The sequence below is a fragment of the Streptomyces caeruleatus genome, from assembly GCF_001514235.1.
Lineage (GTDB): Bacteria > Actinomycetota > Actinomycetes > Streptomycetales > Streptomycetaceae > Streptomyces > Streptomyces caeruleatus.
The window spans coordinates 447,219-469,791 of sequence record NZ_KQ948924.1 but is presented as its reverse complement, the minus strand read 5'-3'; the positions used below and the strand labels follow the sequence as shown (position 1 = coordinate 469,791).

The window sequence follows — 22,573 nt, the reverse complement described above, 5'->3', positions numbered from 1 at the left end:
GCGTCGACTCTCAGGCAGGCAGCGAGGTCACTGGTTGAATACCAGGCGCTGGTGAGGAGAAGCGCTTGGATATCAGGTGAGACGGCGTGATTGTGAGCGGCTGCAGGGTTCGCTGGTGCCTCCTTCTCGCGATGCGGTTCGGCGTTGGCAATGGCGGCTATTGGTTCATTGGGCAAGTGCGGCTGTTCTCCGGGGAGTACGGAACACTAGACGGATCTGCGGAAGAGTCCAGAGACGGACAGCACAGTTCGCGAACGGAGAACGCGCGGCGAAATTTCGGCAGGCAGCGGCGACGCGCCTTCATCATCGCTTCGATCTGTGGTTGTGCTCGGGTGCGGACGTTGGTGCATTAATCGTCTCTGGAAACGCCGGTTTGGCTAACCGGCGTTTCCGGGCTATGTTGCCGCCGCGTCGGATGGCAGTAGACGGGACTTCCGTCACACCAAAAAGCCGAGGTCACGGACCCACTGCGGGCTTGACGAGCCCGGCCCTCATGGGTGCGGTGATGTTGCTGGGAACGCCTCTTGCCTTGGCTGATCCGTCTTTCTGGGCCTTTCACGCTCGCGCCCGCTTACGCAGTCGATTCGCCCCACCCGCTCCCCAGTGCTGCTCATACTCCCCAGATTCTCCCCAGGGAATGGTCCCGAGCGTGGTCGGTGGGGCGTGCTAAAGGTTGTCCCGCAATTGATCTCCGGCCTCAGCATCGATCGGGCAGGCGGGCATCGGTGTCCACTCTGCGGACCTGCGGTGGCCTGCGAGAGCGGATCGTTGCCATGATCACCTGGTGAACGATGACGAGCGCACTTACCCCTCGAAGGTGGCCGACGACCGTGCGTCGCTCACCTCGTTCCTCGACTACCAGCGGGCGACCCTGGCCCTGAAGTGCGCGGGCCTGACCAGCGAGCAGCTGAAGCAGAAGGCGATCCCGACCTCGGGGCTCACGCTCCTGGGCCTGGTGCGGCACGTGGCCTCCGTTGAGCGGAGCTGGTTCCGCTGGATCATGAACGTCGAGGACGTCAAGATGCCTTGGCCCGGCAAGATCGACGGCACGTTCGCCGAGTTTCATGTCGAGGACGCCGACGTCGGTGAGGCGTTCACGGTCTGGCGCGAGGAGTGCGCCCGTGCCCGCGCTGTCGCCTCATCCTTCAACTCCCTCGACGACACCGTCGAATTCCGTGGCGAGATCATCTCGCTCCGCTACGTCCTCACCCACATGATCGAGGAGTACGCACGCCACAACGGCCACGCTGACCTGCTGCGCGAAGCGATCGACGGAACCGTCGGCGAGTAGTCAGGGGAGCGTCACGGGCCCCACCTCACGAGCACCACGAGATGATCACATCATGGTTGCTGTGATCACGGCGTCGGAGCCCTCCTGGATAGCTCCGTTCGCCGGGCTGAGTCCGCGTCAGTTCGGCAAGCTCGTCACCGCGTTGTGGCGCGAAGGTGCGGACCCGGTGCACAAGGGCCGGCCGTGCAGCCTGCCGCTGGAGGACCGGGTCCTGCTGGTCGCCGCGTACTGGCGTACCAACCTCACACTGCGGCAGCTGGCACCGCTGTTCGGGGTGTCGAAGTCGGCCGCTGACCGCATCGTCGACCACCTCGGCCCCGCGCTCGCGCTCCAGCAGTGAAAGCGGTTCCGCAAGGGCACCGTGTTGATCGTGGACGGCACCCTGGTCCCCACCCGTGACCACACTATCGCCGAGCAGTCGAAGACATCTCATGTCGTTGAGAGGTCAAGTCCGCGCTCAGGCGGCGAGGGGCAAGGGGCTGGGAAGGCTCGGTCGGGGTCGTATGTCGTTCGGTTCTGCAGGCAGTGGTAGAGGCAGCCCAGGAGCTTGTTGAACAGGTTCCGCAGTGCGGCGGTGTGGCGTTCTCCACCAGCTCGTCGCCTGTCGTAATGGGCGCGTGGAGCGTCAGTGCGGAGTGTGGCAAAGGCCCACATGTAGCCAACGCCGGCAAGTCGTTGGTTCTTGACGGTCCGGGCCACGACGACGTGGCTGCGGCCTGACGCCCGTGTCACGGGTGCCGCGCCGGCGTATGCCTTGACCGCCCTCGCGTCCGCGAACCGGGAGCGGTCGTCGCCGATCTCGGCCAACACTCGAGCCCCGGAGAGCACGGACAGACCCGGGAAGCTGGTGATGATGTCGGCGTCCGGGTGCGCGAGGAACGCTTCCTCTGTCGCCGCCGCGAGGTCGGTGCCACTGCTGCAGGCAGCGTTGACCTGCTGAATGAGTGCCGATGTCTGGTGCCCCATGGCCTTTTCGACCAGGGGCAGTTGGTGGAGGTGTTCCGCGCGGAAGATCTCCCGGAGCCGTTCAACCTCCGTATCAATGCCGCGACGCAGGCGACCCGCTCGTGTGAGGAGTGCGCGCAGCTGGCTGCGGGTGAGTCTGGCCGCGGCGGCCGGGGTGGGGGCGGCCGCAAGAACCGCGCGTGCGTGTGCGGAGTCGAGTCCCACTTTGCCCGATCCGTGGAAGGCGGTGAGGGCGGCCGGGTAGTACTCGCGCAGGTGGGAGCGGAGCCGGTTGACCATCTGCTGTCGATCCCAGATCGCGTCCTGGTGGGCGCGGGCGAGGACGGCGATGGCCTGCCCGGCTTCGCTGTCTGTGGGCAGTGGGCAGTGGGCGATGGGCGTGCCGGTCGGTGCGGAGAATGTTGGCCAGTACCCGCGCGTCAGCGGCGTCGGACTTGGCCCGGGAGACGCTGCCGCGGTCGCGGTAGCGCGCGGCGGCCAAGGGGTTGATCGCATAGACCTTGCGGCCGGTGGCTCGCAGAGAGGCGACCAGCAGCCCACGGGGAGTCTCGATGGCGATCGGGATCAGGTTCTCGACGTTGTCGCCATGGCGGGCCAGTAGTTCCAGCAGGGCGTGGAAGCCGGCGCAGTCGTCGCTGATCCGCAACTTGGCCAACTGGCTGCCGTCCTGGTCGACCAGGGCTATGTCGTGGTGCCCCTCCGCCCAGTCGATGCCGCAGAAAATCGCGCTCAACCTTTCTACCTCCGTCTCGTCGTACACGTCGCTTCCGGGCGGAGCACGCGGCGCTCCCATAGAAATGCTCGGGGCACGCCATCTCATGAGCCGTTCGTGTCTCCAGCGACCGGCAGGGACCTCGGTCTGCTGGAGAGCTCTGGGCTCGCGAACTGCTGAGAGGTCGGCCCCTGCCGGCGGGCTGGCACATGAAACCTGATCCGCTCCTGCCGGGCGGGACCGGTCTTAGACAAGAGATCAAAGGTCCCGGAACTACCGAAGGTCTCCGCCCGGTAGGGCAGGCGCGAGGCAGAGCCGGTCTGACCACGGGGATCTCGTCCCGGAAGTGAGGCAGGCTTCCACCTCGCTCGGCAGCCCTTGCGCTCACGCGCGCAGGCTCACCGATGAGCTATTAGAACTACCGGTACTCGACCAATCACCAGGTGGTCATGGATGCCGACACCCGTCTGGTCGTCGCCGTCGGCCGACCGCTACCCGGCAACCGCAACGACTGCAAGGCATGGGAACTGTCCGGGGCGAAAGCCGCCGCCGGCATGACCACCGTCATCCCGGACGGCGGCTACCGGGGCACTGGCCTGGTCATCCCACACCGCCGAGAGAAGGGCCAGAGCGAACTCCCGGCCTGGAAGGAGGAACACAACGCCTCCCACCGCAAAGTCCGCGCCCGCGTCGAGCACGCCTGTGGTGTGGAAGAAGCCTCAACTTCCGGATTAGGGACGGTATTTGCTCTGCCTGCGCAGAGCCGGACCGGGTGGCCCCGGCCCCTGGGGTCCCCGCGGGAGGCGGCCATGGCGTGGCGGCCGGAAAGCTGGACACGGCATTGCGCACAGCTCGGCAGGGCTCGTACGGCCCGGCCTTCGCGGGCGGGCTCTGGTAAGCCGGGTAGCTTTCCGGTCTGCCGGAAGGCTCGTAGCCGCATGGCACGATTCGGGCCATGCCCCGCAGCAACAACGACAAATACCCTCTGTTTTACGTGGCCGACGGATCCTGGCCCGAGGTGGTCCTCGCGCCCACCGCCCCGCTGAGCGCACACTGCGGCCTGCTGCTCGCCCGTGACCTGGACCGGACGATGCGATCGTGCGAGCTGTCCCTGCGGGGCCTCGCCGAGGTGGCGCATGTCGCCCACTCCACCGTCGCCCGCGTCCTCAACGGCGAGGTCCTCCCGGACATCGGCACCCTCACCCGCCTGGAGGACGCCCTCGACTCACAACTCTGGCCGGGACCAGTCGCAGTCCGGGCGGCCGCTGCGGGCGGGACGGCGTTTTCGGGGACGCCGTGACCGTCTGTGCCGTGCGGACAGGGCTTGCAGCCAGGGCGATGCGGAGGGCGGTGCGAACCCGCCTGGGACGTCCCGGCCGGAGGGGGCGCGGGGAAGTCACCGGGAAGGGGTGCCGTAGTGGACGGCTCCGGTGGCCGGCTGCCTGTGACCACCCCCGAGGCCGTGGATCCGGGAAAGCTCTGAGGCAGCCGTTCGCCGCGAGCGTCGGCGAAATACCGGTGTCCAGGAGCGTCAAGGAGGTGGCTTTGCAGATGGTTCCACACGCTGTCCGTGGTCGTTTCCCACGTTCCTGATCAACAGCTGGATCATGCTTGGAGGCTGGGAATACCTGGGGGCCCCTGGCTCAGGGCTGCGTGACGCCGCGGCCATGGTCGGTGGCGTACTCGGCGAACACTTCCGCCGGTGACCCTCCCGTATGGAGGAAACGCTGGTCAAGGATCGTGGAGAGGTCTTTCAGTGCGCCGGCCAGCAGGTCACCAGCCAGTCGTACCTCGGCCAGTGATGCTGCCTGTCCGTGCTCGGCGAGTACGGCGGCGTAACCGACGATGGCAGCCAGTGACGAGTTGTCGTCGCCGTCATGGAAGTAGTACGCCTCGGCGTACTGGGTGAAGTCGATGCGGACGCGTACGACCTCAGTGGCCAGGCTGTCCAGTAGCAGGGCTCCCGCCGTGGAGTCGAGCTGACCGGGCGTCGGATCCGCGTCGCGCAGCAGCGCCAGCCGGATGGCGAGGACTCTCCTGCGGGTCAGCGCCGGGTAGATCTCCAGTACCCAGGACACCGTGGCCGTCAGCAGGGCGAAGCCGACAAGGGCTTCCAGCGGTGAGATCAGGCGGAGCCAGCCCTCGCCGGGTGCGATGTCTCCCAGGCCCAGGGTGGCCACGGTGACGAGCGAGAGGTACAGGGAGTCGAGCAGCGCCGGCTCCTGTGCCGCCTCGGAACCGGGTGAGAAAGCGAACGACTCCGGCATGTGCGGCCAGTAGACGACGGCCCAGCCGATGACGACGGTCCCGGCCCACATGCCCACCACCGTCACCATGGCGAGCGGTCCGACGAGCCCGACCACTCGCCTGCGCCCACGAAAGCGCCGGGCCAGCCGCCACAGCGCCGTCATCACGAGGCGGCTCAGACCGCCGTGGCGGGTGGGGTGCCAGAGCGTGTGGAACAGGTCCCGCAAGCTGACCATGACGAGCCCGGCACCGAACAGCGAGACCAACCACTCCATGCACGTCTCCCACAGCACTGACACCCGGCGCGGAGCCCCGCTCTCGGAGCCCAGGCCCAAACTGACGGATCACGCGGCAGACGCGGGGCCCGGCACGCCCATCCGCGCGGATCATCCCGCCGGCATCACGAGCGTGCGGGTCTCCCTGCGAGCGAGGGCGACGGCCCGGTCGGTCGGAGCTACGGGGATCGGTGACCCCCCTGCGCCGGGCCCACTGATCTCCGCTGTACGCGCCGACGCTGTGCGTCGACACCCCCCCCGGACCTGGTCCAACGTGGTCTGACGGGACTGGGGACACGCGAGGACGTTACCGGCCACTGGCGAGCCGACCGGGACCGGGCCATGGCCGCTGCAGAAGCGATGGAAGTCCGGCCCGTGATGCGAAGCCTCAGACCTGCCGGGGGATGACGGCGACCGGGCACTCTGAGTGGTGCAGCAAGGCGTGGGCGACCCTGCCGAGTTGCAGACCGAAGTGGCCGTGCCGGCGCAGGGCGCCGACGACGATCAGATCGGCATCGGACGATGACTTCAGCAGGACGCGGTGGGCGGGGCCTTCGACGGGCCGACGGTGTACTTCGACCTCGGGGTGCTCCCGTACGGTTTCACGGAGCGCGTCGGCGAGGCGGTCGGAAGCCTGCTCCTCATGCGCTCCCGAGGCGTCGTCCGCGATGAGAGGGTGTTCCACGTGCTCGTGAGCCGGGCTGCGCCAGGCCCGTACGGCGGTGAGGGCACAGCCGCGCGCCTTTGCCTCGCGGGCGGCGAATCGTACGGCGCCCTCGCCGTCGGTCGAGTCGCCGACGCCCACCACGACCCGGCCGAAGGATCCTCGAAGGTTCCGCTCCGAGCCACGGACCACGATGACCGGGCACACCGCGCGAGCTGCCACCGAGAGGCTGACCGACCCCAGCAGCAGCCCGGAGACCTCGCCGCGCCCGCGGGAGCCCGTGACCAGGGCGAACGCCTCATGCCCTGCTCCCAGCAGTACAGACACGGCATCGTCGGGCAGTACCTCGCCCGATGCCTTCACCTCGGGATTGCGCAACCGGGCACGTTCCGTACAGGAGGCGATGATGTGCTGCGTCATGACCTCCTCAGCAGGGCGATCGGTACTGAGGGACGGCCGGCCTCCTTCGTAACGCTCCCAGAGGGAGGCGTAGAGCAGGCGTACCGGCAGCCCGTGGCGGGCCGCTTCGTCCACCGCCCAGTCGACCGCCAGCAGACTGGAGTCCGATCCGTCGACGCCCACGACCACCGGGAGTTCCATCGCCGCCACCGCCTTGTCCGTCCGGCTGCTGTAAGGCCCCCTGTGACTACCGTCGCACCGCCTGCGGACCGCCGCGACATGCGACTGGTTCTCGGTTCGGGTGGTCTTCGGCCGGTTTGCGGTACGCCGGGTCGGGGCGATGCTGGAGAGATAGGGATACAGCCGAACCCCTCCTCTTGTGCACCCCTGAAGGACCCGGGACATGCCTGACACTCCGCACATCGTGGGCGATGTGATGACCCTGCCCGTGGTGGCCGTCGGTCGCGACGCGCGGTTCAAGGAGATCGTGCGGGCCATGGAGCAGTGGAAGGTCAGTGCCGTACCGGTTCTGGAGGGCGACGGGCGGGTCATCGGTGTGGTCTCCGAGGCGGACGTGCTGCCCAAGGAGGAGTTCCGGGACCGCGACCTCCCTCGCTCCGAGCAGATCCGGCGCCTGTCCGATCTTGCCAAGGCGGGTGCGTTGACCGCCGAGGAACTCATGAGCACTCCCGCGGTCACGGTCCATCCCGACGTCACCCTGGCCCAAGCAGCTCGGATCATGGCCGTGAAGCACCTCAAACGGCTGCCCGTGGTCGATGACGAGGACCGGCTACAGGGCATCGTCAGCCGTGCCGACCTGCTGAAGGTCTTCCTGCGGTCGGACGAGGACATCGAGGAGGAAGTCCGGCGCACCGTGGTGTCCTACCTGTTCCCGGCACTCAGTCACACCATCCACGTGTCCGTGCACGACGGGGTCGTCACGCTGCGCGGAGGGGTCCAGGACACCTCGCTGGTCTGGGTCGCCGAGCGCCTCGTCCGGGCCGTTGAGGGCGTGGTGGGCGTCGAATCCCGGCTTGGCGGCGAGGACACGGACCCGGACCGGCCGGAGGCCGCGCGGTGACCTGAGCAGGCGGTCTGAGCAGGTGGTCTGGGTGGGTCAGGGCCGGATGTCGAGTACCTCCGTCACCGGGCGGCGCGGTGTGCGGGGGCCTTTGGGCCCGTATCCGAGGCGCAGCAGCAACTGCTGGTAGCCCGTCCCGGTCGCCGGGTCGCGCAGCGGCCAACGCAGGTCTGTCCATTCGAAGGGCTGGGTGGCGAAGGAGGTGGACAGGCCCTTCAGGGTGGCCAGCAGCAGGACGCGTTGCATGGCCTGCCCGGCGCGGAGCCAGTCCTCCGGGCGGTCGTGAACCGTGCTGACCAGGGCCAGTTGAGGGTTGCGTTCGAAGTCCGCGGCGTCCCGTCCCGCCACCTGCCGGGCGCCGGCGAAGTCGCGCATGGGAGCCCTGCCCCCGCGCTTGCGCGGACCGAAGGCGTACTGCGGGACGCCGTCGTCGTCCGTGGTCGCCGAGTGGGCATCGAGCTGGGTCCACTGCGCCAGGTCCTGGTCGCGGTCGGGGGCGGTGACGTTGCGCGCCTCGGCCTCCTGGATCAGTTCCAGCACGTCCCGCAGATGCCAGGAGGTGGGGAACGACAGGGTCGCTCCCTCCCCGCGAGCCGCCGCGCCGAGAGCTTCCCGCACGGCCTCGGGGATCTGCGTCTCCTCGAACGGGTAGCGGCTGCTGTGCCGTTGATGGATCGCCGGATACAGCGCGGCGAGATCGCTCTCGCCGCCCGCGGAGCCGGTCAACCGCACGCTCGCGAGCATCGCCGGGTCGGTGGGGTCGGGCAGCAGCCTGGTCTCCGGGTGCCGGCCCTCATGGATCACGGCGACCCTAAGGTTCAGCAGGGCAGCGCCACAGCCGAGATGAAGGCCGCGGGTGTCGGGGTCGGAGTGCGGCATGGCGCGGTCGAAGTCCGCCAGCAACTCGAACGTGCGGGTGCCCCGGAAATAGCGGAAGTGCCAGGGCTGAGCGTTGTGCATCGACGGTGCGGCCACGGCGTCGTGGACCAGGGACGTCAGTTCTTCGTCGGACGGTGCGTGCGGGCTCACTTGTCGGCTCACCGGAGCCTCCCCTCACGAGTCGGCGGCACGCCGGAACGGGGCCACAGCCCCCGGCCGCCTACTGATCGGCCGGAGTGATGCGGCGTCCTGTGAGACTCGTGGGCCGGATCGACACCCACATCTCGCGTTGACCGCCCGGCCACGGCGTGGTGTGGGCGTGCCGGGCGAGGCTGCGCACGGCGTCGGGCTCCGTCACAACGCTTGCCGGGCCGACCGCGAGCACACTCCAGCCCTGGCTCAGAGCCTCGTCGACGTGGTCGACCTCGAAGGCGACGTCCGTTCCGACGGCCGCCGCGGGCAAGGTGTCGGGCGCGGTCCGGAACACGATGGCGTCGTCGACGAACTCGTAGTTGACCGGGGCGACCGCCGGGCGGCCGTCGGAGGTCGACACCGCGATACGGCCCACCCCGTGCGTGGAGAGCAGGGTGCGGCATTCCTCCGGGCCGAGGTCGCGCAGCTGAGGGTGCAGCAGCGCGTGGCCTTGACCGGGCGGGAGGTCGAACCCTCCGCCGCGCAGGGCGGTGACGGTGGTGCCCAGCGCGTCGGCCAGCCTGATGAGCGTCGCCACAGTCGGGTCGGCGGGCCGTTCCTCCAGGTAGGCCAGATACTCGGGCGACATTCGTGCGCGGCGGGCTGTTTCCCCCCGGCTGAGCTTCTGCCTCCGGCGTTCGACGGCCACGCGCCGGCCGATGTCGCCGGGGTTGAGTGTTCCGGTCGGCCGGGCGGCCGGGGTACCGGCCTCCGCCGAACCCGTCCGCGGCCGGGAAGGCTCGTGGGCGGTGCCGGGCTGTCCGTGCTCGGCATGGTGGACGTGCGCGTCGGGGCCGGGGAACACGAGCGTCACTTCGTCCGTGTCCGACCAGTGCACGTCGTAGGGAGGTGTTCCGTCCTCGTGGTGGAGTCCGACGATCTCACCGTCGCGCCTGCTGGCGCCGGTCGCCGGGCTTTCGATGACGAGATGGTCGCCGAGGTGAGCTCGCATGATCGCCGCCCTCTCCGCAGAATGGTGCTGTATCCAACGTGCCACGCTCGACACCTCGCCGCATGGGGCCGAAAGCCCCATCTGCATGAGGCGGGCGGCCCGTATCCGGGAGGCAACATGCACCACCGAACGGTCGCGGAACTCATGACCCGGGACGTCGTCCGGGCCCGGCGTGACACGCCGTTCAAGGAGATCGTCAGGCTGTTGACGGAGAACGACGTCACCGCCGTACCCGTGGTCGACGATCGCGACCATCCCGTCGGCGTGGTGTCGGAGGCCGACCTGCTGCGCAAGAGCGCCGATCAGACCGACCCGTCGGGCAGAGCCCCGGTGCCGCATCTGGAGGCGTGGGAGCGAGCCAAGGCCGAGGGGGCCAGCGCCGAGGAACTGATGTCGGCACCGGCGGTCTGCGCCCGTCCGGAGTGGAACGTGGTCGAGGCCGCCCGGCTGATGGAAACCCACCACGTCAAGCGGCTGCCCGTGGTGGACGAGACGGACCGGCTTCTGGGTATCGTCAGCCGCGGTGACCTGCTGCGGGTCTTCCTTCGCCGTGACGACGCCATCCGAGACGAGATCGCCGTCGACGTGCTGCGCCAGACGCTGGGGCTCGATCCCTCGGACGTGACGGTCGAGGTGCACGAAGGCCAGGTCAGCCTAGGTGGCACCGTGGAGTTCAGGAGCCTGATCCCCGTCGTCGCGCGGCTGTGCCGGAGTGTCGACGGCGTGGTGTCGGTCGGCGAGCACATCGCGTACAGGACGGACGACACCGGAACTTCGCCCGCCGTCTGAGGGACTGTCCGCGTGGGCGGCTGAGAGACCTGCGGCACCGTGGGCGCACACGGAAGGCCGGCGGTGAGGGCACCGTCGGCCCTTCGAGGCAACGGGCACCGACCGGCCGAACCCGCTGAGCAGGAGGGCACGGACCAGGACGTCCGCACCCGGCTCAGCCGCCGGTGATCTCGACGCGCTGCGACTTCCCCCTCTCGGTCTTGGGAACACGCACCGTGAGCACCCCGTTGGTCAGATCAGCGCTGACGTGCTCCGTGTCGGCGTTGGGGGGCAGGGTGGCCCGGTAGTCGAACTGTCCGATGCGGCGGGTGTGCCTGCGGACCACTCCGGTGCGTTCCCTTTCCTTGATCTCTCCGTGGACATCCAGTTCGCCTTCGACGACCTCCACGGTGATCTGGTCCTTGTCCACGCCGGGGAGCTCCAGCTCTACCAGGTAGGCGTCCTCGCGGTCCTCGACGTCGGTCAGCGGCGCCCATGCCTCGGCGGTGTCGAACTCGGGGAATCCGGTGATGGGGAAGGTCGCGTGCATGAGCCGGTCCATGCGGGTGCGAAGATCCTCGATCTCACGGAAGGGATCCCACGCGGGATGGGCACCCGTGCTGCGTCGTACGGGATGTGTCATGGCTGTTCCTCCTTGCCTCCGGTCCCGGCGTTCACATGGGCCGTCCAGTGACCTGACCGGGACACGCCCAGGCCTTCGATGTCACGCTCGGCGACGTTCAGCAGCTTTTGGGCGAGGTCGTTCATGGCCCTGCTCGCCGCCAGCTCGTCGCCGATCTCGGGCACGTTCATGTCCGCCGGATTGCAGTGCGCGGCCCCCTGGCCGGTGAGCGTCGTGGTACCGGTGTCCAGCACCACACGTGCCTTCGTCGTCCTCTCGTCGCCCTCGAAAAGGTGGAGACGAACCTTCCATTCCGCCGTGTGCGGCATAGCTCTCCTCCTCACCTCGGCATGAACCGATGTGATCCGGGCGCGCTTCGTTCTGCGTCCGGTCGCCGTGGGGCGGGGGCCGGACGCCCCCTCGTCGATACGGCGTCGTACTCCGGCAGTGAGTGCGCGCAGCCGCTCGGACGTCGTCGCGTGAGGCGGGTCCGGTTTGCGCATACGACGGGCTGCCGTCGGCAGTCCTTCCAGGTCCGCGGTGAATCTCGCCCGGCACTCGTCGAGCGTGGGCCCGTCGCCGGTGCGCCGCCCGTTCCGCATCACCGTCTCCAGCAACGACCCGCTGCCGTCAGGAGGCTGCTCGTCGGCCAGGCCGATCACGTCGGCGTATCCGGAGCGGCGGAAGACCTGCTTGGGGCCGGGTGCCGTGACCTTCGCGGAGGACAGCTTCATCACCGGTCGGCCTTCGTACTCCACCATCTTGTAGGCGGAGTCCAGGAACGGGGCGTCGGCCGAGACCCCGACGCGGGTGCCGACGGCGTACGTGTCTATCGGCGCGCCGGAGCGGACCAGGTCGTCCACGGCGTACTCGTCGAGACCACCGCTGGCGATGATCCGGACGTCCGGCAGGCCCGCGCCGTCGAGGACGGCCCGTGCCCGGGCCGCCAGCGCCCCGAGATCGCCGCTGTCCAGCCGTACGGCCGAGCCCGGCCCGCGGTCCAGGTCCCGCAGGACGCGCGCCGCGACGCGGACGCCCTCCTCGGTGTCGTAGGTGTCCACCAGCAAGGTCACCGGCCCGGGGTGGGACCGCGCGAAGGCGCGGAACGCGCCTTCCTCGGTGGCGAACGCCTCCACGAAGGAATGCGCCATGGTACCGACGGCAGGGATGCCGGTAGCGGTGGCCGCGGCCACGTTGCTGGTCCCGGCGAAGCCGACCATCGCACCGAGGCGGGCGGCCTGGAACCCGGACTGCGTGCCGTGGGCCCGCCGCAGTGAGAAGTCCACGACCGGATGCCCGGCCGCGGCGAGCACGCAGCGTGCGGCCTTCGAGGCGAGCGCGGTCTGATGGTTGAGCTGGTTGAGCACATACGTCTCAGCCAACTGCGCCTGCGGAAGCGGTGCGGTCACCTCCAGCAGCGGCTCTCCCGCCAGCACGATCCGCCCTTCCGGCACGGCCCGCACGTCGCCCGTGAACTCCAGGCCCAGCAGGGCACGGAGGTCCCGGGGCGGCCGGTGAAGGGCCGAGGCGAAGGCGTCGACGTCCTCGCGGCCGACATGCAGTCCCGACAGGTAGTCCAGAGCCGACTCCAGCCCTGCCGCGACCAGGAAGCCCCGTTGAGGAGGCAGGTCGCGGACGAAGAGGCTGAAGGTCGCCGGGCCGGTCATGCCCTCCCGTAGATAGGACATGGCCATCGTGACTTCGTACAGATCGGTGGTCATGGCATCCGACATGGGCGTCATCTCCCTGGCCGTCGCCCGGTCTCTCCGTCCGTCACTTGTGGAAGCGCGCTGACCACTGGGGTTCCACCAGGTCCCATTCGGCGTCCCAGTGCGCGTACCTTCTGCGGTCCAGCACACGGCGTGTACCTGCCCGCGCCGCGAAGAACCCGGCGGTCACGCCGCCCGCCGCCATGGCGCCCACGAGCCAGCCAGTGGTCGTGGCGTTGAGTGTGCTCATCGGCGGATCGGTGATGGTTCCGTCCCGGCTCACCCACACTCGCACGGCCGCGCCCTTGAGCGTCCCCGGCTCCACCAGGGCGCTTCCCGTCCGCGCCAAGCCGTTGACGTCGGTCCAGCGGACCTGCGCCAGCCGCTTCGCGTCCTCGGCACCGCCGTTGACGTCCGATGTCAGCCGGGCGGTGACCTCGTGCCGCTGCTCCGACTGGGACTGCACGGCGCGCATCGAAGACTCGTACGCGGTCAGTCCCGCGCTGAGCGCGGCCGCCGGCAGTCCGAGGACGAAGACGAGCAGCAAGATACGGAGGCACCAGGATTCGATCCTGTCGGTCGTACGGCTCAGGGGATTCGATCCCTTCGAGCTGGGCTCCTGGCGCGGTGGGGGCGGGCCGGACGCGGACGGTGATCCTTGTGCACTCATGAGTCGGCCTCCAGCGGGTTGCTGGTCCGTTCCCTCGTGTCTCCGTCTCACCATCGAACGGCGACCGGAGCCCGGTCACTGGGCCGAAAGTCCCTGCGGAGCCGACGTCCGGCCCCACAAGGGCTGCCGCCGCCGTGATCTGACCCTGCCAGGCCCCAGCGCGGTCATGTCCGGGGAGACCACGACCGGGTACGGCGCGTGATGCAGTACCGCGTGATTGATCAGTCCCAGCTGCAAACCCAGGTGCCCTGTCGCCTGCGGGCGCCGACGACCAGCAGGTCCGCCCGTGACGCCGTCTCCAACAGTGCCTGGCGTGTCGGTACCTCGATCAGGCTTCCGCTCACCGGGGCGTCCCCGTAGACCTCCGCCGTAGCACGCAGGGCTTCGTCGAGCACCTGGGCCGGTGGCCGCCGACGGGCCGCCAGGGCGTACGACGGCGGGGCCTGAGGTGCGGCGAAGGCGCCGAACGGTGCGCTTCCGGCGTGCACGGCCACCAGCCGGCAGCGCCGCACGTGGGCCTCACGGAACGCGAACTGGACAGCCGTGCCGCTGCCCTGCCCGCCCTCGACACCGACCACGACACTCCCGAACCGGGTGCTCCGCCGCGCCGCGCCGCGCACCGCCACGACGGGGCAGTCGGCCCGTGCCGCCACGGTCAGGCTGACCGAGCCCAGGAGCTTCCCGGCGAGATCGCCGAGCCCTCGGGAGCCCAGCACCAGCGCGAAGGCGTTGCACCCTTTGTTGACCAAGGCGGAGGCCGCATCCTCAAGCCGAACCTCGGATGTCTCGTGATCACTTGCCCCGGCGTGCAGGAGGTGGAGCGGCACCTCGTGCCGTACCGTCTCGTCGGCGGCCCAGTCCACCGCCTCCAGGCTCGCCTTGGACCCGTCGACGCCGACCACCAGGGGAATCGACACCGCCCCGGCTCCTCTCGTGCCGGACTCCACGTCCGCGGCGCTCTCCTTCACAGGTCCACATGCGCCGCGGACGAGATTGGGGTAATCCTCGAAGGAAAGAGCACCCACGCACGGCATGTCGGGGCGGTCCGGACCATCCACACCATCGGACTCGGTCACCGTCATTCACCGTCCATTCCAGCTTCGTACGAGACGGAGGCCGCCGCCATGCAACCAGCCGTCACCGTGGGCCTCGACGGCTCACCCGAGAGCATCGCCGCCGCCCGCTGGGCCGCCGATGAGGCCGAGAAGCGGGGGCTCACCCTGCGTCTGCTGCACGCGTGGCCACTGCTGGCACCGGAACCGACCCGCGTCCCCTCGGAAGTCGATCAGAACTACTGGGCGAAGCGCCTCGTCCACACCGCGCAGGCGGAGCTCCAAGCACGCCACCCGGGCCTGTCCATCGTGGGGAACCTGGTCGCCGAAGACGCCCAGAAGGCGCTGCTCCAAGCCGCGTCGGAGTCCGAGATGACGGTGCTCGGTTCCCGAGGGCTGGAGCCCGTCGAGAGCTACTTCCTGGGCGACGTCAGCATGCCTGTCGTGGCACGGGCCGAGCGGCCGGTCGTGCTGGTCCGCGCCGAGACCCCGCAGGGGGCGGCACCCGTGGCATCGGTGAGCCGCGTGGTCGTGGCACTGAAGCTGCACGGGTCCTCCGACGACCTGCTCGACTTCGCCTTCCACAGCTCCGCGGCCAGGGGCGTTCCCCTGCTGGCCGTCCACGGACGCAGCGTGCCGCTCCACGCCCGCGTGCCGTGGGGTGTGGACCACAACATCACCGAAGAGTTGAAGCGGGACGCACAGAAGGAACTGAGCAAGGCGCTCCGCCTCTGGCATGAGAAGTACCCGCGGGTGGAGGTGGTCGACAGCATCCGCCTCGAAAGCCCGGCCAAGGCCGTCGTACGAGCCGCAGAGGGCGCCGCCCTGCTGGTTGTCGGCCGACGTGCACACCGGCACGGCCTGGCACCGCACCTGGGCCCCGTGGCCCAAGCCGCCATCCATCACGGGAGTTGCCCCGTCGCTGTCGTTCCTCATGACTGAGCCGGATCCATACGACCGGGCCGGCCCGCGGGACGCGGCAACCGTGTTGCCCGGGAGTCCGGCCCGCGTGACCGTGGAGGTGACGGAACGAGGGAGTGAGTACCGTGCGAGCGCTCGTCTACCACGGCCCGGAACAGATCTCCTGGGACACCGCACCGGACCCCGCGATCGAGGAGGCGACCGACGCGATCGTGCGTGTCGACGCCACCACCGTCTGCGGCAGTGATCTGCATATCCTGCGAGGAGATCTCCCCGAGGTGAAACCCGGGACGATTCTCGGCCACGAGGCCGTGGGCGAGGTTGTGGAGGTCGGCAGCGATGTCCACGATCTGCGTCCCGGGAGTCAGGTGATCGTGTCGTCCGTTTCGGCCTGTGGCCGCTGCCGGGCGTGCCGCGACAACATGGGCGGGCAATGCCGCGGGGGTGGTGGCTGGATCCTGGGGAGTCTGATCAACGGGACGCAGGCCGAGTTCGTGCGGGTGCCGTTCGCGGAATACTCCACCCACCGACGGCCCTCGGCCCTCCCGTTGAGCGATGCCGTCCTGCTCGCCGAAGTCCTCCCCACCGCCTATGAGGTCGGCGTGCGGAACGGACATGTCAGCCCGGGGGATGTGGTGGTCGTCGTGGGAGCCGGCCCCGTCGGTCTCGCCGCGGTCGTCATCGCGCGTCTCTACTCGCCCCGCCGGATCATCGTCGTGGACCTGTCCGCCGCCCGGCTGGAAGCCGCCGCCCGTCTGGGCGCAGATGCCGCCGAACTGCCGGGCAGGATGATCGCCGAGCTGTCCGAGGAGCCGGGAGCGGACGTGGTCATCGAGGCATCGGGAGAGCCGGACGGCTTCGTCCTGGGCACACGTGCCGTCCGCACAGGAGGGCATATCGCCAACGTCGGCACGCACGGCAAACCGGTCACGCTGCATCTCGAATCCCTCTGGCGCAAGAACGTGACGATCAGCACCGGCCAGGTGGACACCTCCTCGACCCCCTGGCTGCTGGAGCTGGTGAGGTTCGGACGCCTGCCCGTCTCCCAGCTGGTCACCCACACCCTTGCCCTCGACCGGATGGAGGAGGCCTACGAGGTGTTCTCGCAGGGCACCACCACGGGCGCCCTCAAAGTCGTGCTGCACCGCGAGTGAATCCCCCGGTCCGAAAGCGGCCCCCGGGCCGATCGGACCCCCGTTCAAGGCCGTCCGGCCCTACAAGTCGCCGGCGAGTGGCGGTGCCATGGAATTGAGCCGAGGGCTACAGCGAGACGCGGAGTAGCGGAACAGGGGCCGCGCACCGTGTGATTCGGGCCCAGAAGTGGGCGGCCCTCGGCTCCGGACACGCCCGCCTCATACCGCAGCCCGACCGAATCCGGCCGTGTCCTGCGGCCGAGGTGCAGACAGAGCCGGGCTCGGCGACTCTGGAGACCGGGGGCAGTGCCGGGAGGAGCAGCCCATGCACTTGGCACCCTGAAGAACACCAGCGTGCTCTGCCCGCTCTTCTCCGCCTTCGGCCCGGACCCGGTGGAACAGCGGCTGCGGCTCGGCGACGCTCAGGTCCTGGTCACCACCGCGGCCCTCTACCGACGCAAGGTCGCCGAGCGCCGGTCAGCGGTTCCCGGACTGAAGCACGTCCTGATCGTCGGCCCCGGTGCCGGGGAGCTGCCCGGCACAGTCTCCTTCGACGACCTGATGTCCGCCGCCACCGCCCCGTACGCCCTCGATCTGCACCCCGAGGACGTGTACTGGTGCACCGCCGACCCCGGCTGGGTCACCGGCATGTCGTACGGCATCATCGCCCCGCTCGTCCACGGCGTGACGGTGGTCGTGGACGAGGGCGACTACGACGCCCGCCGCTGGTACCGGATCCTCGGCGAGCAGCGGGTCACGGTCTGGTACACGGCCCCCACGGCCCTGCGCATGCTCATGCGCGCCACTCCGCGCCAGGGCCCGTACGACCTGCCGCGCTCCTATGACCTGTCGGCCCTGCGCTTCATCGCCTCCGTCGGTGAACCTCTCAACCCGGAGGCCGTCGTGTGGGGCCGGGACGTGCTGGGCCTGCCGGTGCACGACAACTGGTGGCAGACGGAGACCGGTTGCATCATGATCGCGAACTTCGCGGCCTGCGAGATCCGGCCCGGCTCGATGGGACGTCCGCTGCCCGGTGTCGACGCGGCCGTGCTGGAGCAGGGCGAGGACGGCCGGGCTCTGGTCATCGATGGCAGGGTCTCGGAGGTGCCAAGCCCCGACGTCGAGGGCGAGCTGGCGCTGAGGCCGGGCTGGCCGTCGATGTTCCGCGGCTATCTGCACGACAAGGAGCGCTACGACGCCGCGTTCGCGGACGGCTGGTACCTGACCGGAGACCTTGTCAGACGGGATGCGGAGGGCTGGTACTGGTTCGTGGGCCGCGCGGACGATGTCATCAAGTCGGCGGGGCATCTGATAGGCCCGTTCGAGGTGGAGAGCGCGCTGATGGAGCACCCGTCGGTGGCCGAGGCTGGGGTGATCGGACGGCCGGACCCGGTGGCCGGGAACGTGGTCAAGGCGTTCGTGTCGCTACGGCCCGGTGTCGGGCCGACCCCGGATCTCGAGCGCGAGACGCTCGACCAGGCCGACCTGGCCCTGGAGCAGGCCGAACACGAGGACGGCGTGCGGCGGCGCTGGGCGGCTCGGACGACTCGGAGCTGACCGCTCGGCGGCTCCGGATCCGGGCGGTTCACTGGAACGCGGCGTGGATCTCCTGCTCGGTCGCGGAGTGCGACACGAGCAGGAGTTCATCCCCGGCCGCGAGCCGGATCGCCGGATCCGGCACGGTGGGCTGTCCCTCGCGGACGATCGTGGCGACGACCGTCCCTTCGGGCAGCCGGATGTCGCCCAGAACCCTGCCCACCGCCTTGGACTGCGGCGTGATGGCCGTCTCGATGACGTCGACGCCGGCCTTGCTGAGCCGCAGCAGGGCGACCGTGTCGGTGGCCCCGGTGGCCTCCTCGATGAGGGAGATGAGCGGGGTGGCGGCGGGGACGGCGACATCGACGCCCCAGCGTTCGTCGAAAAGCCAGGCGTTGTCGGCATCGTTGACCCGGGCGGCCACGCGGGGCACCGAGAACTGCCGCTTGGCGAGCAGGCTGATGACGAGGTTGTCCTCGTCGTCACCGGTCGTGGCGATGACGAGGTCGGCGGTCAGGGCACCGGCCTGTTCGAGGAGGGCCGGTTCGCAGGCGTCGCCCGTCACCAGCCGCACCTGGATCCGGCCTTCCAGTTCGGCCAGGCGGTCGTCGTCGATGTCGATCAGCGTGACCTCGTCGCGGGCCGCGGAGAGCACCTGGGCGATCTGGGTGCCCAGGCGTCCCGCGCCGGTGATGAGCACGTTCACGTCCCCAGCTCCTTGTCGAGAAAGGCACGCAGTCTGCCCAGCGCGGTGGCGGCGACGGAGAAGGTGACCAGGTCGCCCGCCTGCGCGGGCGTGCCGTGCGAGGGGATCATGGAGCGGCCGGCGCGGGTGACCTCGACGACGCGGATCTCGCCGTCGACGTCGAACTGGGTCAGCCGCCGCCCGACGAGGTAGCCGGGCACCTCGGAGCGCACGAGCAGCGTCTCTCCGTTGCCGAAGCTGAGTTCAGGGCTCAGATGGCGGTGCAGCAGCATCTGGTGGATCTGGTGCACGGTCCAGCGGACGCTGGCGATGGTGGGGATCCCGAGTTCGCGGTAGATGTCGGCCCGCCGGGGGTCGTAGATGCGGGCCAGGACGATCGGCACCCGATAGGTCTCCTTCGCCGTGCGCGCGCTGACGATGTTGCTGTTGTCGCCGGAGGTGACGGCCACGAACGCGTCCGCGTGCTCGATCCCGGCGGTCCGGAGCACGGCGCGGCTGTAGCCGTTGCCTTCGCGGAAGCGGATGCGGGGGTGGTCGGGCAGCCGTCGGGCCGCCTTGGGACGCCGGTCGACGACAGCCACGTCGTGCCCTTCCACGGCGAGCAGACCGGCGAGGGTTGAGCCCACCCGTCCGCAGCCGACGACGATCACCTTCATCGCGGAGCTCCTTTCCGGCGTTCGGCGCGTCGGCGCAGCCACGCCTTACGGGCCTCGTCCGCGAGCAGGGGCATGATGCCCAGCCCGGCCAGTACCGCCCAGTCGGCGGCGTTGAGCGGGGCGGTGTTGAAGACGGCCTGCAGTGGCGGCAGATAGCTGATCACGGCCATGAGGGAGACTCCGAGACCTCCCGCCGCCAGCAAGGCGCGATTGGACAGGAGTCCGGCCTTCAGAATGCTCTGCCGTTCGGTGCGCACGGCGAGGGAGACGAAGAACTGGCTGAGCACGATCGAACCCTGGGCCAGCGTGACGGCCTTCTGGTACACGGCACTGTCCTCGGTGAAGTCGTCGAACGGGATGCCGGAGGAATGGATGTGCCAGAAGAACACCGCGCACACGCCGAGCGCCTGGATGCCGCCGAGAAACAGGATGCGGCCCACCACCGCCAGCGAGAACAGCCGCTCGTGGCGGGAGCGCGGCGGGCGGTCCATCACGTCGGGCTCGGGTCGTTCCGCGCCCAGCGCCAAGGCGGGCATCACATCGGAGCCCAGGTCGATCGCCAGGATCTGCACCGCGCTGATGGGCACCAGTGGGAACCCGGCGAACGCCGCCGCCAGGATCGGGCCGAGCTCGCCGATGTTGCTGCTGAAAACGTAGACGAGGAACTTGCGGATGTTCTGGTAGACGGATCTGCCGAGCCGTACGGCTGTCGCGATGGAGGCGAACGAGTCGTCCAGCAGCACTATCGAGGCAGCCTCCCGGGCCACGTCGGTCCCCGACGCTCCCATGGCCACGCCGATGTCCGCGTGCTTGAGGGCAGGGGCGTCGTTCGCCCCGTCGCCGGTGACCGCCACCACCTCGCCGCGCCGCTGGAAGGCGGTGACCACACGCATCTTGTGCTCCGGGCTGACCCGGCACAGCAGCAGTTCCGACGGCTCGGCGAGCAGCGCGTCGAGCGCCTCGTCGTCCATCGTGTCGAGCCGGGTGCCCGTCACCACGAGCGGATCCGGCCGCCGTACGATCCCTACGCGGCGCGCCACCGCTTCCCCGGTGAGGGGGTGGTCGCCGGTGACCATGACGATCCGGATGCCTGCACCGCGGCAGGCGGCGACCGCGTCGGTGACCTCCGGACGTGGTGGGTCCAGCATGCCGACCAGGCCCAGCAGCGTGAGTCCGGACTCGGCCTCGTCCTGCGTGGGGCGGGGTCCGTCCAGCTCCCGCCGCGCGACGGCCAGCACCCGCAGCCCCTGCGACGCCAGCGCGTCACTCGCCCCGACGACTGCCGCCCGTTCCTGCCCGGTCAGCGGCCCGCGCCGCCCTTCCCACTCCACGTCGGTGCACCGCGCCAGCAGCTCCACGGGCGCTCCCTTGACGCACGCCTGGTAGCGAGCCCCGCTCTTGTGCACCGTGGTCATCAGCTTGCGGGTCGAGTCGAAGGGGAACTCGGTCACACGCGGGGCCGCCGACTCCTCCGTGTCCAGGTCGAGCCCGGCCTTGGCGGCGACGACGAGCAGCGCCCCCTCGGTGGTGTCACCGAGCACCCGCCAGTGCTCCCGACCCTCCGGGCCGGCGGGCGGCACCAGCCGTGCGTTGCAGCACAGGCCCGCTACTCGCAGCAGCTCGCGCACCGGCGCAGCGTCGGCGACCTCGCCGTCAGGCGCGTACCCCACACCGCTCACGGGGTGCGGCGCACCCCCGGCCCAGACCTGGGTGACGGTCATCTCCGCCTGGGTGAGGGTCCCGGTCTTGTCGGTGCAGACGACGGTGGTCGACCCGAGTGCCTCCACCGCCAGCAGTTGTTTGATCAGGGCGTGGCGGCGCGCCATCCGCCGTACGCCGATCGCGAGGGACACCGAGAGGGTGGCGGGGAGCCCTTCCGGTACCAGCGCCACCATCACCCCCAGCGCGAACACGAACGAGGTCACCACGGACTCCCCGGCGGGCAGCCGTACAGCGAACATCAGGGCACCGATCGCCAGGGCCGCCCCCGCCACCCGTCGCGCCATCAAGGCCACCTGGAGCTGCAGCGGGGTCTTCTGCCGTGGCGCAGCCGCGGCCAGCCGGTAGATCCGCCCGAACTCGGTCGTGGGACCGGTGGCGAAGACCACGGCCCGCCCGGACCCGGCGACGACGTCGGTCCCCATGAACACGCAGTTGCGGGCCTGAAGCGGTGGTCCGGCGGCCACCGCGTCGGCCGTACGGCCCACCGCGTTGCTCTCCCCGGTCAACGGGGCGTTGTTCACCGCGAGTTCGTGCGCCTCGACCACCCGGCAGTCCGCCGACACCGCATCGCCGGCCTCCAGCAGCACCACGTCACCCGGCACCAGCTCCCGGGCCGGCAGCTCCAGCCGTTCGCCGCCGCGCAGCACCCTGCAGGTGTGGGGCACCATCGCCTCCAGCGCCTGGGCCGTCCGCTCGGCCGAGTACTCCTGCGCGAAGCCGATGACGGCGTTCAGCACCACCACGCCCAGGATCGCCACCGCCAGTTGCAGGGTGCCCACGTCACGCGGCTCCTGAAGGCCGTACGCCAGGAAAGTGATCCCCGAGGCGACGATCAGCACCACCGCGAAGAGGTCCGTGAACTGCGCCATCAGCGGCCGCCACATGGCGCGGCGTCCCGCACGCGGCAGTTCGTTGGCCCCGTACTGCTCCAGCCTCGCCCGGGCCCGATCCGCCGCCAGGCCGCGCCGTGACGTGTCCAATGCGGCAAAGACCTCACCGGCGGCGATCTCCCGCACCGCAGGACGCGAACCGGAACCGGACGTGGTCCCGGCCGTCCCGCCCGTCCCGCCTCCCGGTACCAGCGGGTCCGTACTGGTGCGCATCATCCGATCCCGTACGGCGACGAGGTCCTCGGCACCGGTGGAATCGGCCGGATCGGGCGGAGGAACGGGGCTGAGAATGGCATCGCGGACTCCAGGGAAGTCGGCTGACGTCTCGCCGGTTCGCCACCCATGAACGGCGGCGCTCTCTCATCGTGTGCCGGGTCCGCCGACATCACCAGGGCCGTTCGGGGCAGAGCCGCCGTGCCAGGGGAGCCATGGGCGACTCCGCGGTGCGGCTCCACGTCCGGGTACGTCGCGGTGCGGCCCGCGACCGTCTGTCATGGCTGCCTCCAGAGGATCTCCCCGGTAGCAGCCCG

Annotated in this window: 16 protein-coding genes and 6 pseudogenes; 9 read left to right on the top strand and 13 right to left on the bottom strand. The window is 69.8% G+C overall.

Annotated features, from left to right (window positions below):
* Positions 1-784: 784 nt before the first annotated feature.
* Both AQJ67_RS02100 and AQJ67_RS02095 read left to right on the top strand, forming a co-directional pair.
* The gene (locus AQJ67_RS02100) at positions 785-1,291 is read left to right on the top strand and encodes a DinB family protein (protein WP_062716212.1); all 507 of its coding nucleotides are present in this window, start codon (positions 785-787) and stop codon (positions 1,289-1,291) included.
* A 52-nt stretch (positions 1,292-1,343) separates the two neighbouring features.
* Positions 1,344-1,715: pseudogene (locus AQJ67_RS02095) on the top strand (transposase family protein); the annotation flags it as partial.
* A gap of 5 nt (positions 1,716-1,720) precedes the next feature.
* On the opposite strand, the pseudogene AQJ67_RS02090 reads toward AQJ67_RS02095, so the two are convergent.
* Positions 1,721-2,990: pseudogene (locus tag AQJ67_RS02090) on the bottom strand (IS110 family RNA-guided transposase).
* 395 nt (positions 2,991-3,385) lie between these two features.
* Between AQJ67_RS02090 and AQJ67_RS44625 the strand changes: the two are divergent.
* Both AQJ67_RS44625 and AQJ67_RS02085 read left to right on the top strand, forming a co-directional pair.
* Positions 3,386-3,667 (top strand): annotated as a pseudogene (locus tag AQJ67_RS44625) (transposase); the annotation flags it as partial.
* 296 nt (positions 3,668-3,963) lie between these two features.
* The gene (locus AQJ67_RS02085; RefSeq protein WP_159058701.1) at positions 3,964-4,269 is read left to right on the top strand and encodes a helix-turn-helix domain-containing protein; all 306 of its coding nucleotides are present in this window, start codon (positions 3,964-3,966) and stop codon (positions 4,267-4,269) included.
* Positions 4,270-4,612: 343 nt separating this feature from the next.
* On the opposite strand, the gene AQJ67_RS02080 is transcribed toward AQJ67_RS02085, so the two are convergent.
* A complete protein-coding gene (locus tag AQJ67_RS02080) occupies positions 4,613-5,491 on the bottom strand; it encodes a potassium channel family protein (RefSeq protein ID WP_062716210.1) in 879 nt (292 codons plus the stop codon).
* A 388-nt stretch (positions 5,492-5,879) separates the two neighbouring features.
* On the bottom strand, positions 5,880-6,755 hold the full coding sequence (locus AQJ67_RS02075; protein WP_062716762.1) for a universal stress protein: 876 nt from the start codon (positions 6,753-6,755) through the stop codon (positions 5,880-5,882).
* A 202-nt stretch (positions 6,756-6,957) separates the two neighbouring features.
* Between AQJ67_RS02075 and AQJ67_RS02070 the strand changes: the two genes are divergently transcribed.
* On the top strand, positions 6,958-7,635 hold the full coding sequence (locus tag AQJ67_RS02070; protein WP_208614887.1) for a CBS domain-containing protein: 678 nt from the start codon (positions 6,958-6,960) through the stop codon (positions 7,633-7,635).
* Positions 7,636-7,671: 36 nt separating this feature from the next.
* Here AQJ67_RS02070 and AQJ67_RS02065 read toward each other — a convergent pair whose 3' ends face one another.
* Both AQJ67_RS02065 and AQJ67_RS02060 read right to left on the bottom strand, forming a co-directional pair.
* A complete protein-coding gene (locus AQJ67_RS02065) occupies positions 7,672-8,676 on the bottom strand; it encodes an Acg family FMN-binding oxidoreductase (protein ID WP_425264132.1) in 1,005 nt (334 codons plus the stop codon).
* 58 nt (positions 8,677-8,734) lie between these two features.
* Positions 8,735-9,658, bottom strand: coding sequence for a pyridoxamine 5'-phosphate oxidase family protein (locus tag AQJ67_RS02060; protein WP_062716208.1), 924 nt, complete (start codon positions 9,656-9,658; stop codon positions 8,735-8,737).
* 117 nt (positions 9,659-9,775) lie between these two features.
* Between AQJ67_RS02060 and AQJ67_RS02055 the strand changes: the two genes are divergently transcribed.
* Positions 9,776-10,447 carry a CBS domain-containing protein gene (locus AQJ67_RS02055; protein WP_062716207.1) on the top strand — a complete coding sequence of 224 codons (672 nt, stop codon included), beginning with the start codon at positions 9,776-9,778 and terminating at the stop codon, positions 10,445-10,447.
* A gap of 154 nt (positions 10,448-10,601) precedes the next feature.
* Here AQJ67_RS02055 and AQJ67_RS02050 read toward each other — a convergent pair whose 3' ends face one another.
* The 5 genes and pseudogenes from AQJ67_RS02050 to AQJ67_RS02035 all read right to left on the bottom strand — a co-directional run bounded on the left by AQJ67_RS02050 (position 10,602) and on the right by AQJ67_RS02035 (position 14,344).
* Positions 10,602-11,069 carry an Hsp20/alpha crystallin family protein gene (locus AQJ67_RS02050; RefSeq protein WP_062716206.1) on the bottom strand — a complete coding sequence of 156 codons (468 nt, stop codon included), beginning with the start codon at positions 11,067-11,069 and terminating at the stop codon, positions 10,602-10,604.
* Positions 11,066-11,377 carry a dsRBD fold-containing protein gene (locus AQJ67_RS48875; protein ID WP_167366187.1) on the bottom strand — a complete coding sequence of 104 codons (312 nt, stop codon included), beginning with the start codon at positions 11,375-11,377 and terminating at the stop codon, positions 11,066-11,068. The genes AQJ67_RS02050 and AQJ67_RS48875 overlap by 4 nt, the downstream gene beginning before the upstream one ends.
* Before the next feature lie 75 nt (positions 11,378-11,452).
* A pseudogene (locus AQJ67_RS02045) lies at positions 11,453-12,781 on the bottom strand (nicotinate phosphoribosyltransferase); the annotation flags it as partial.
* Between the two features lie 40 nt (positions 12,782-12,821).
* Entirely contained in the window at positions 12,822-13,427 is a 606-nt protein-coding gene (locus AQJ67_RS02040) for an Rv1733c family protein (RefSeq protein ID WP_062716205.1), read from the bottom strand.
* A 75-nt stretch (positions 13,428-13,502) separates the two neighbouring features.
* Positions 13,503-14,344, bottom strand: a pseudogene (locus AQJ67_RS02035) (universal stress protein).
* 207 nt (positions 14,345-14,551) lie between these two features.
* On the opposite strand from AQJ67_RS02035, the gene AQJ67_RS02030 reads away from it, so the two are divergent.
* The 3 genes and pseudogenes from AQJ67_RS02030 to AQJ67_RS02020 all read left to right on the top strand — a co-directional run.
* Entirely contained in the window at positions 14,552-15,421 is an 870-nt protein-coding gene (locus AQJ67_RS02030; protein WP_062716204.1) for a universal stress protein, read from the top strand.
* A gap of 104 nt (positions 15,422-15,525) precedes the next feature.
* The gene (locus AQJ67_RS02025; RefSeq protein WP_062716203.1) at positions 15,526-16,554 is read left to right on the top strand and encodes an alcohol dehydrogenase catalytic domain-containing protein; all 1,029 of its coding nucleotides are present in this window, start codon (positions 15,526-15,528) and stop codon (positions 16,552-16,554) included.
* Positions 16,555-16,860: 306 nt separating this feature from the next.
* Positions 16,861-18,090: pseudogene (locus AQJ67_RS02020) on the top strand (AMP-binding protein); the annotation flags it as partial.
* A 28-nt stretch (positions 18,091-18,118) separates the two neighbouring features.
* On the opposite strand, the gene AQJ67_RS02015 reads toward AQJ67_RS02020, so the two are convergent.
* Genes AQJ67_RS02015 through AQJ67_RS02005 form a run of 3 tightly spaced genes read right to left on the bottom strand, consistent with a single transcriptional unit; the run spans position 18,119 to position 22,259 of the window.
* Positions 18,119-18,775, bottom strand: a complete 657-nt coding sequence (locus AQJ67_RS02015; RefSeq protein ID WP_062716202.1) for a potassium channel family protein — start codon at positions 18,773-18,775, stop codon at positions 18,119-18,121.
* The gene (locus tag AQJ67_RS02010) at positions 18,772-19,431 is read right to left on the bottom strand and encodes a potassium channel family protein (protein ID WP_062716201.1); all 660 of its coding nucleotides are present in this window, start codon (positions 19,429-19,431) and stop codon (positions 18,772-18,774) included. The genes AQJ67_RS02015 and AQJ67_RS02010 overlap by 4 nt, the downstream gene beginning before the upstream one ends.
* A complete protein-coding gene (locus tag AQJ67_RS02005; RefSeq protein ID WP_107122761.1) occupies positions 19,428-22,259 on the bottom strand; it encodes a cation-translocating P-type ATPase in 2,832 nt (943 codons plus the stop codon). The genes AQJ67_RS02010 and AQJ67_RS02005 overlap by 4 nt, the downstream gene beginning before the upstream one ends.
* Between the last annotated feature and the right edge of the window lie 314 nt (positions 22,260-22,573).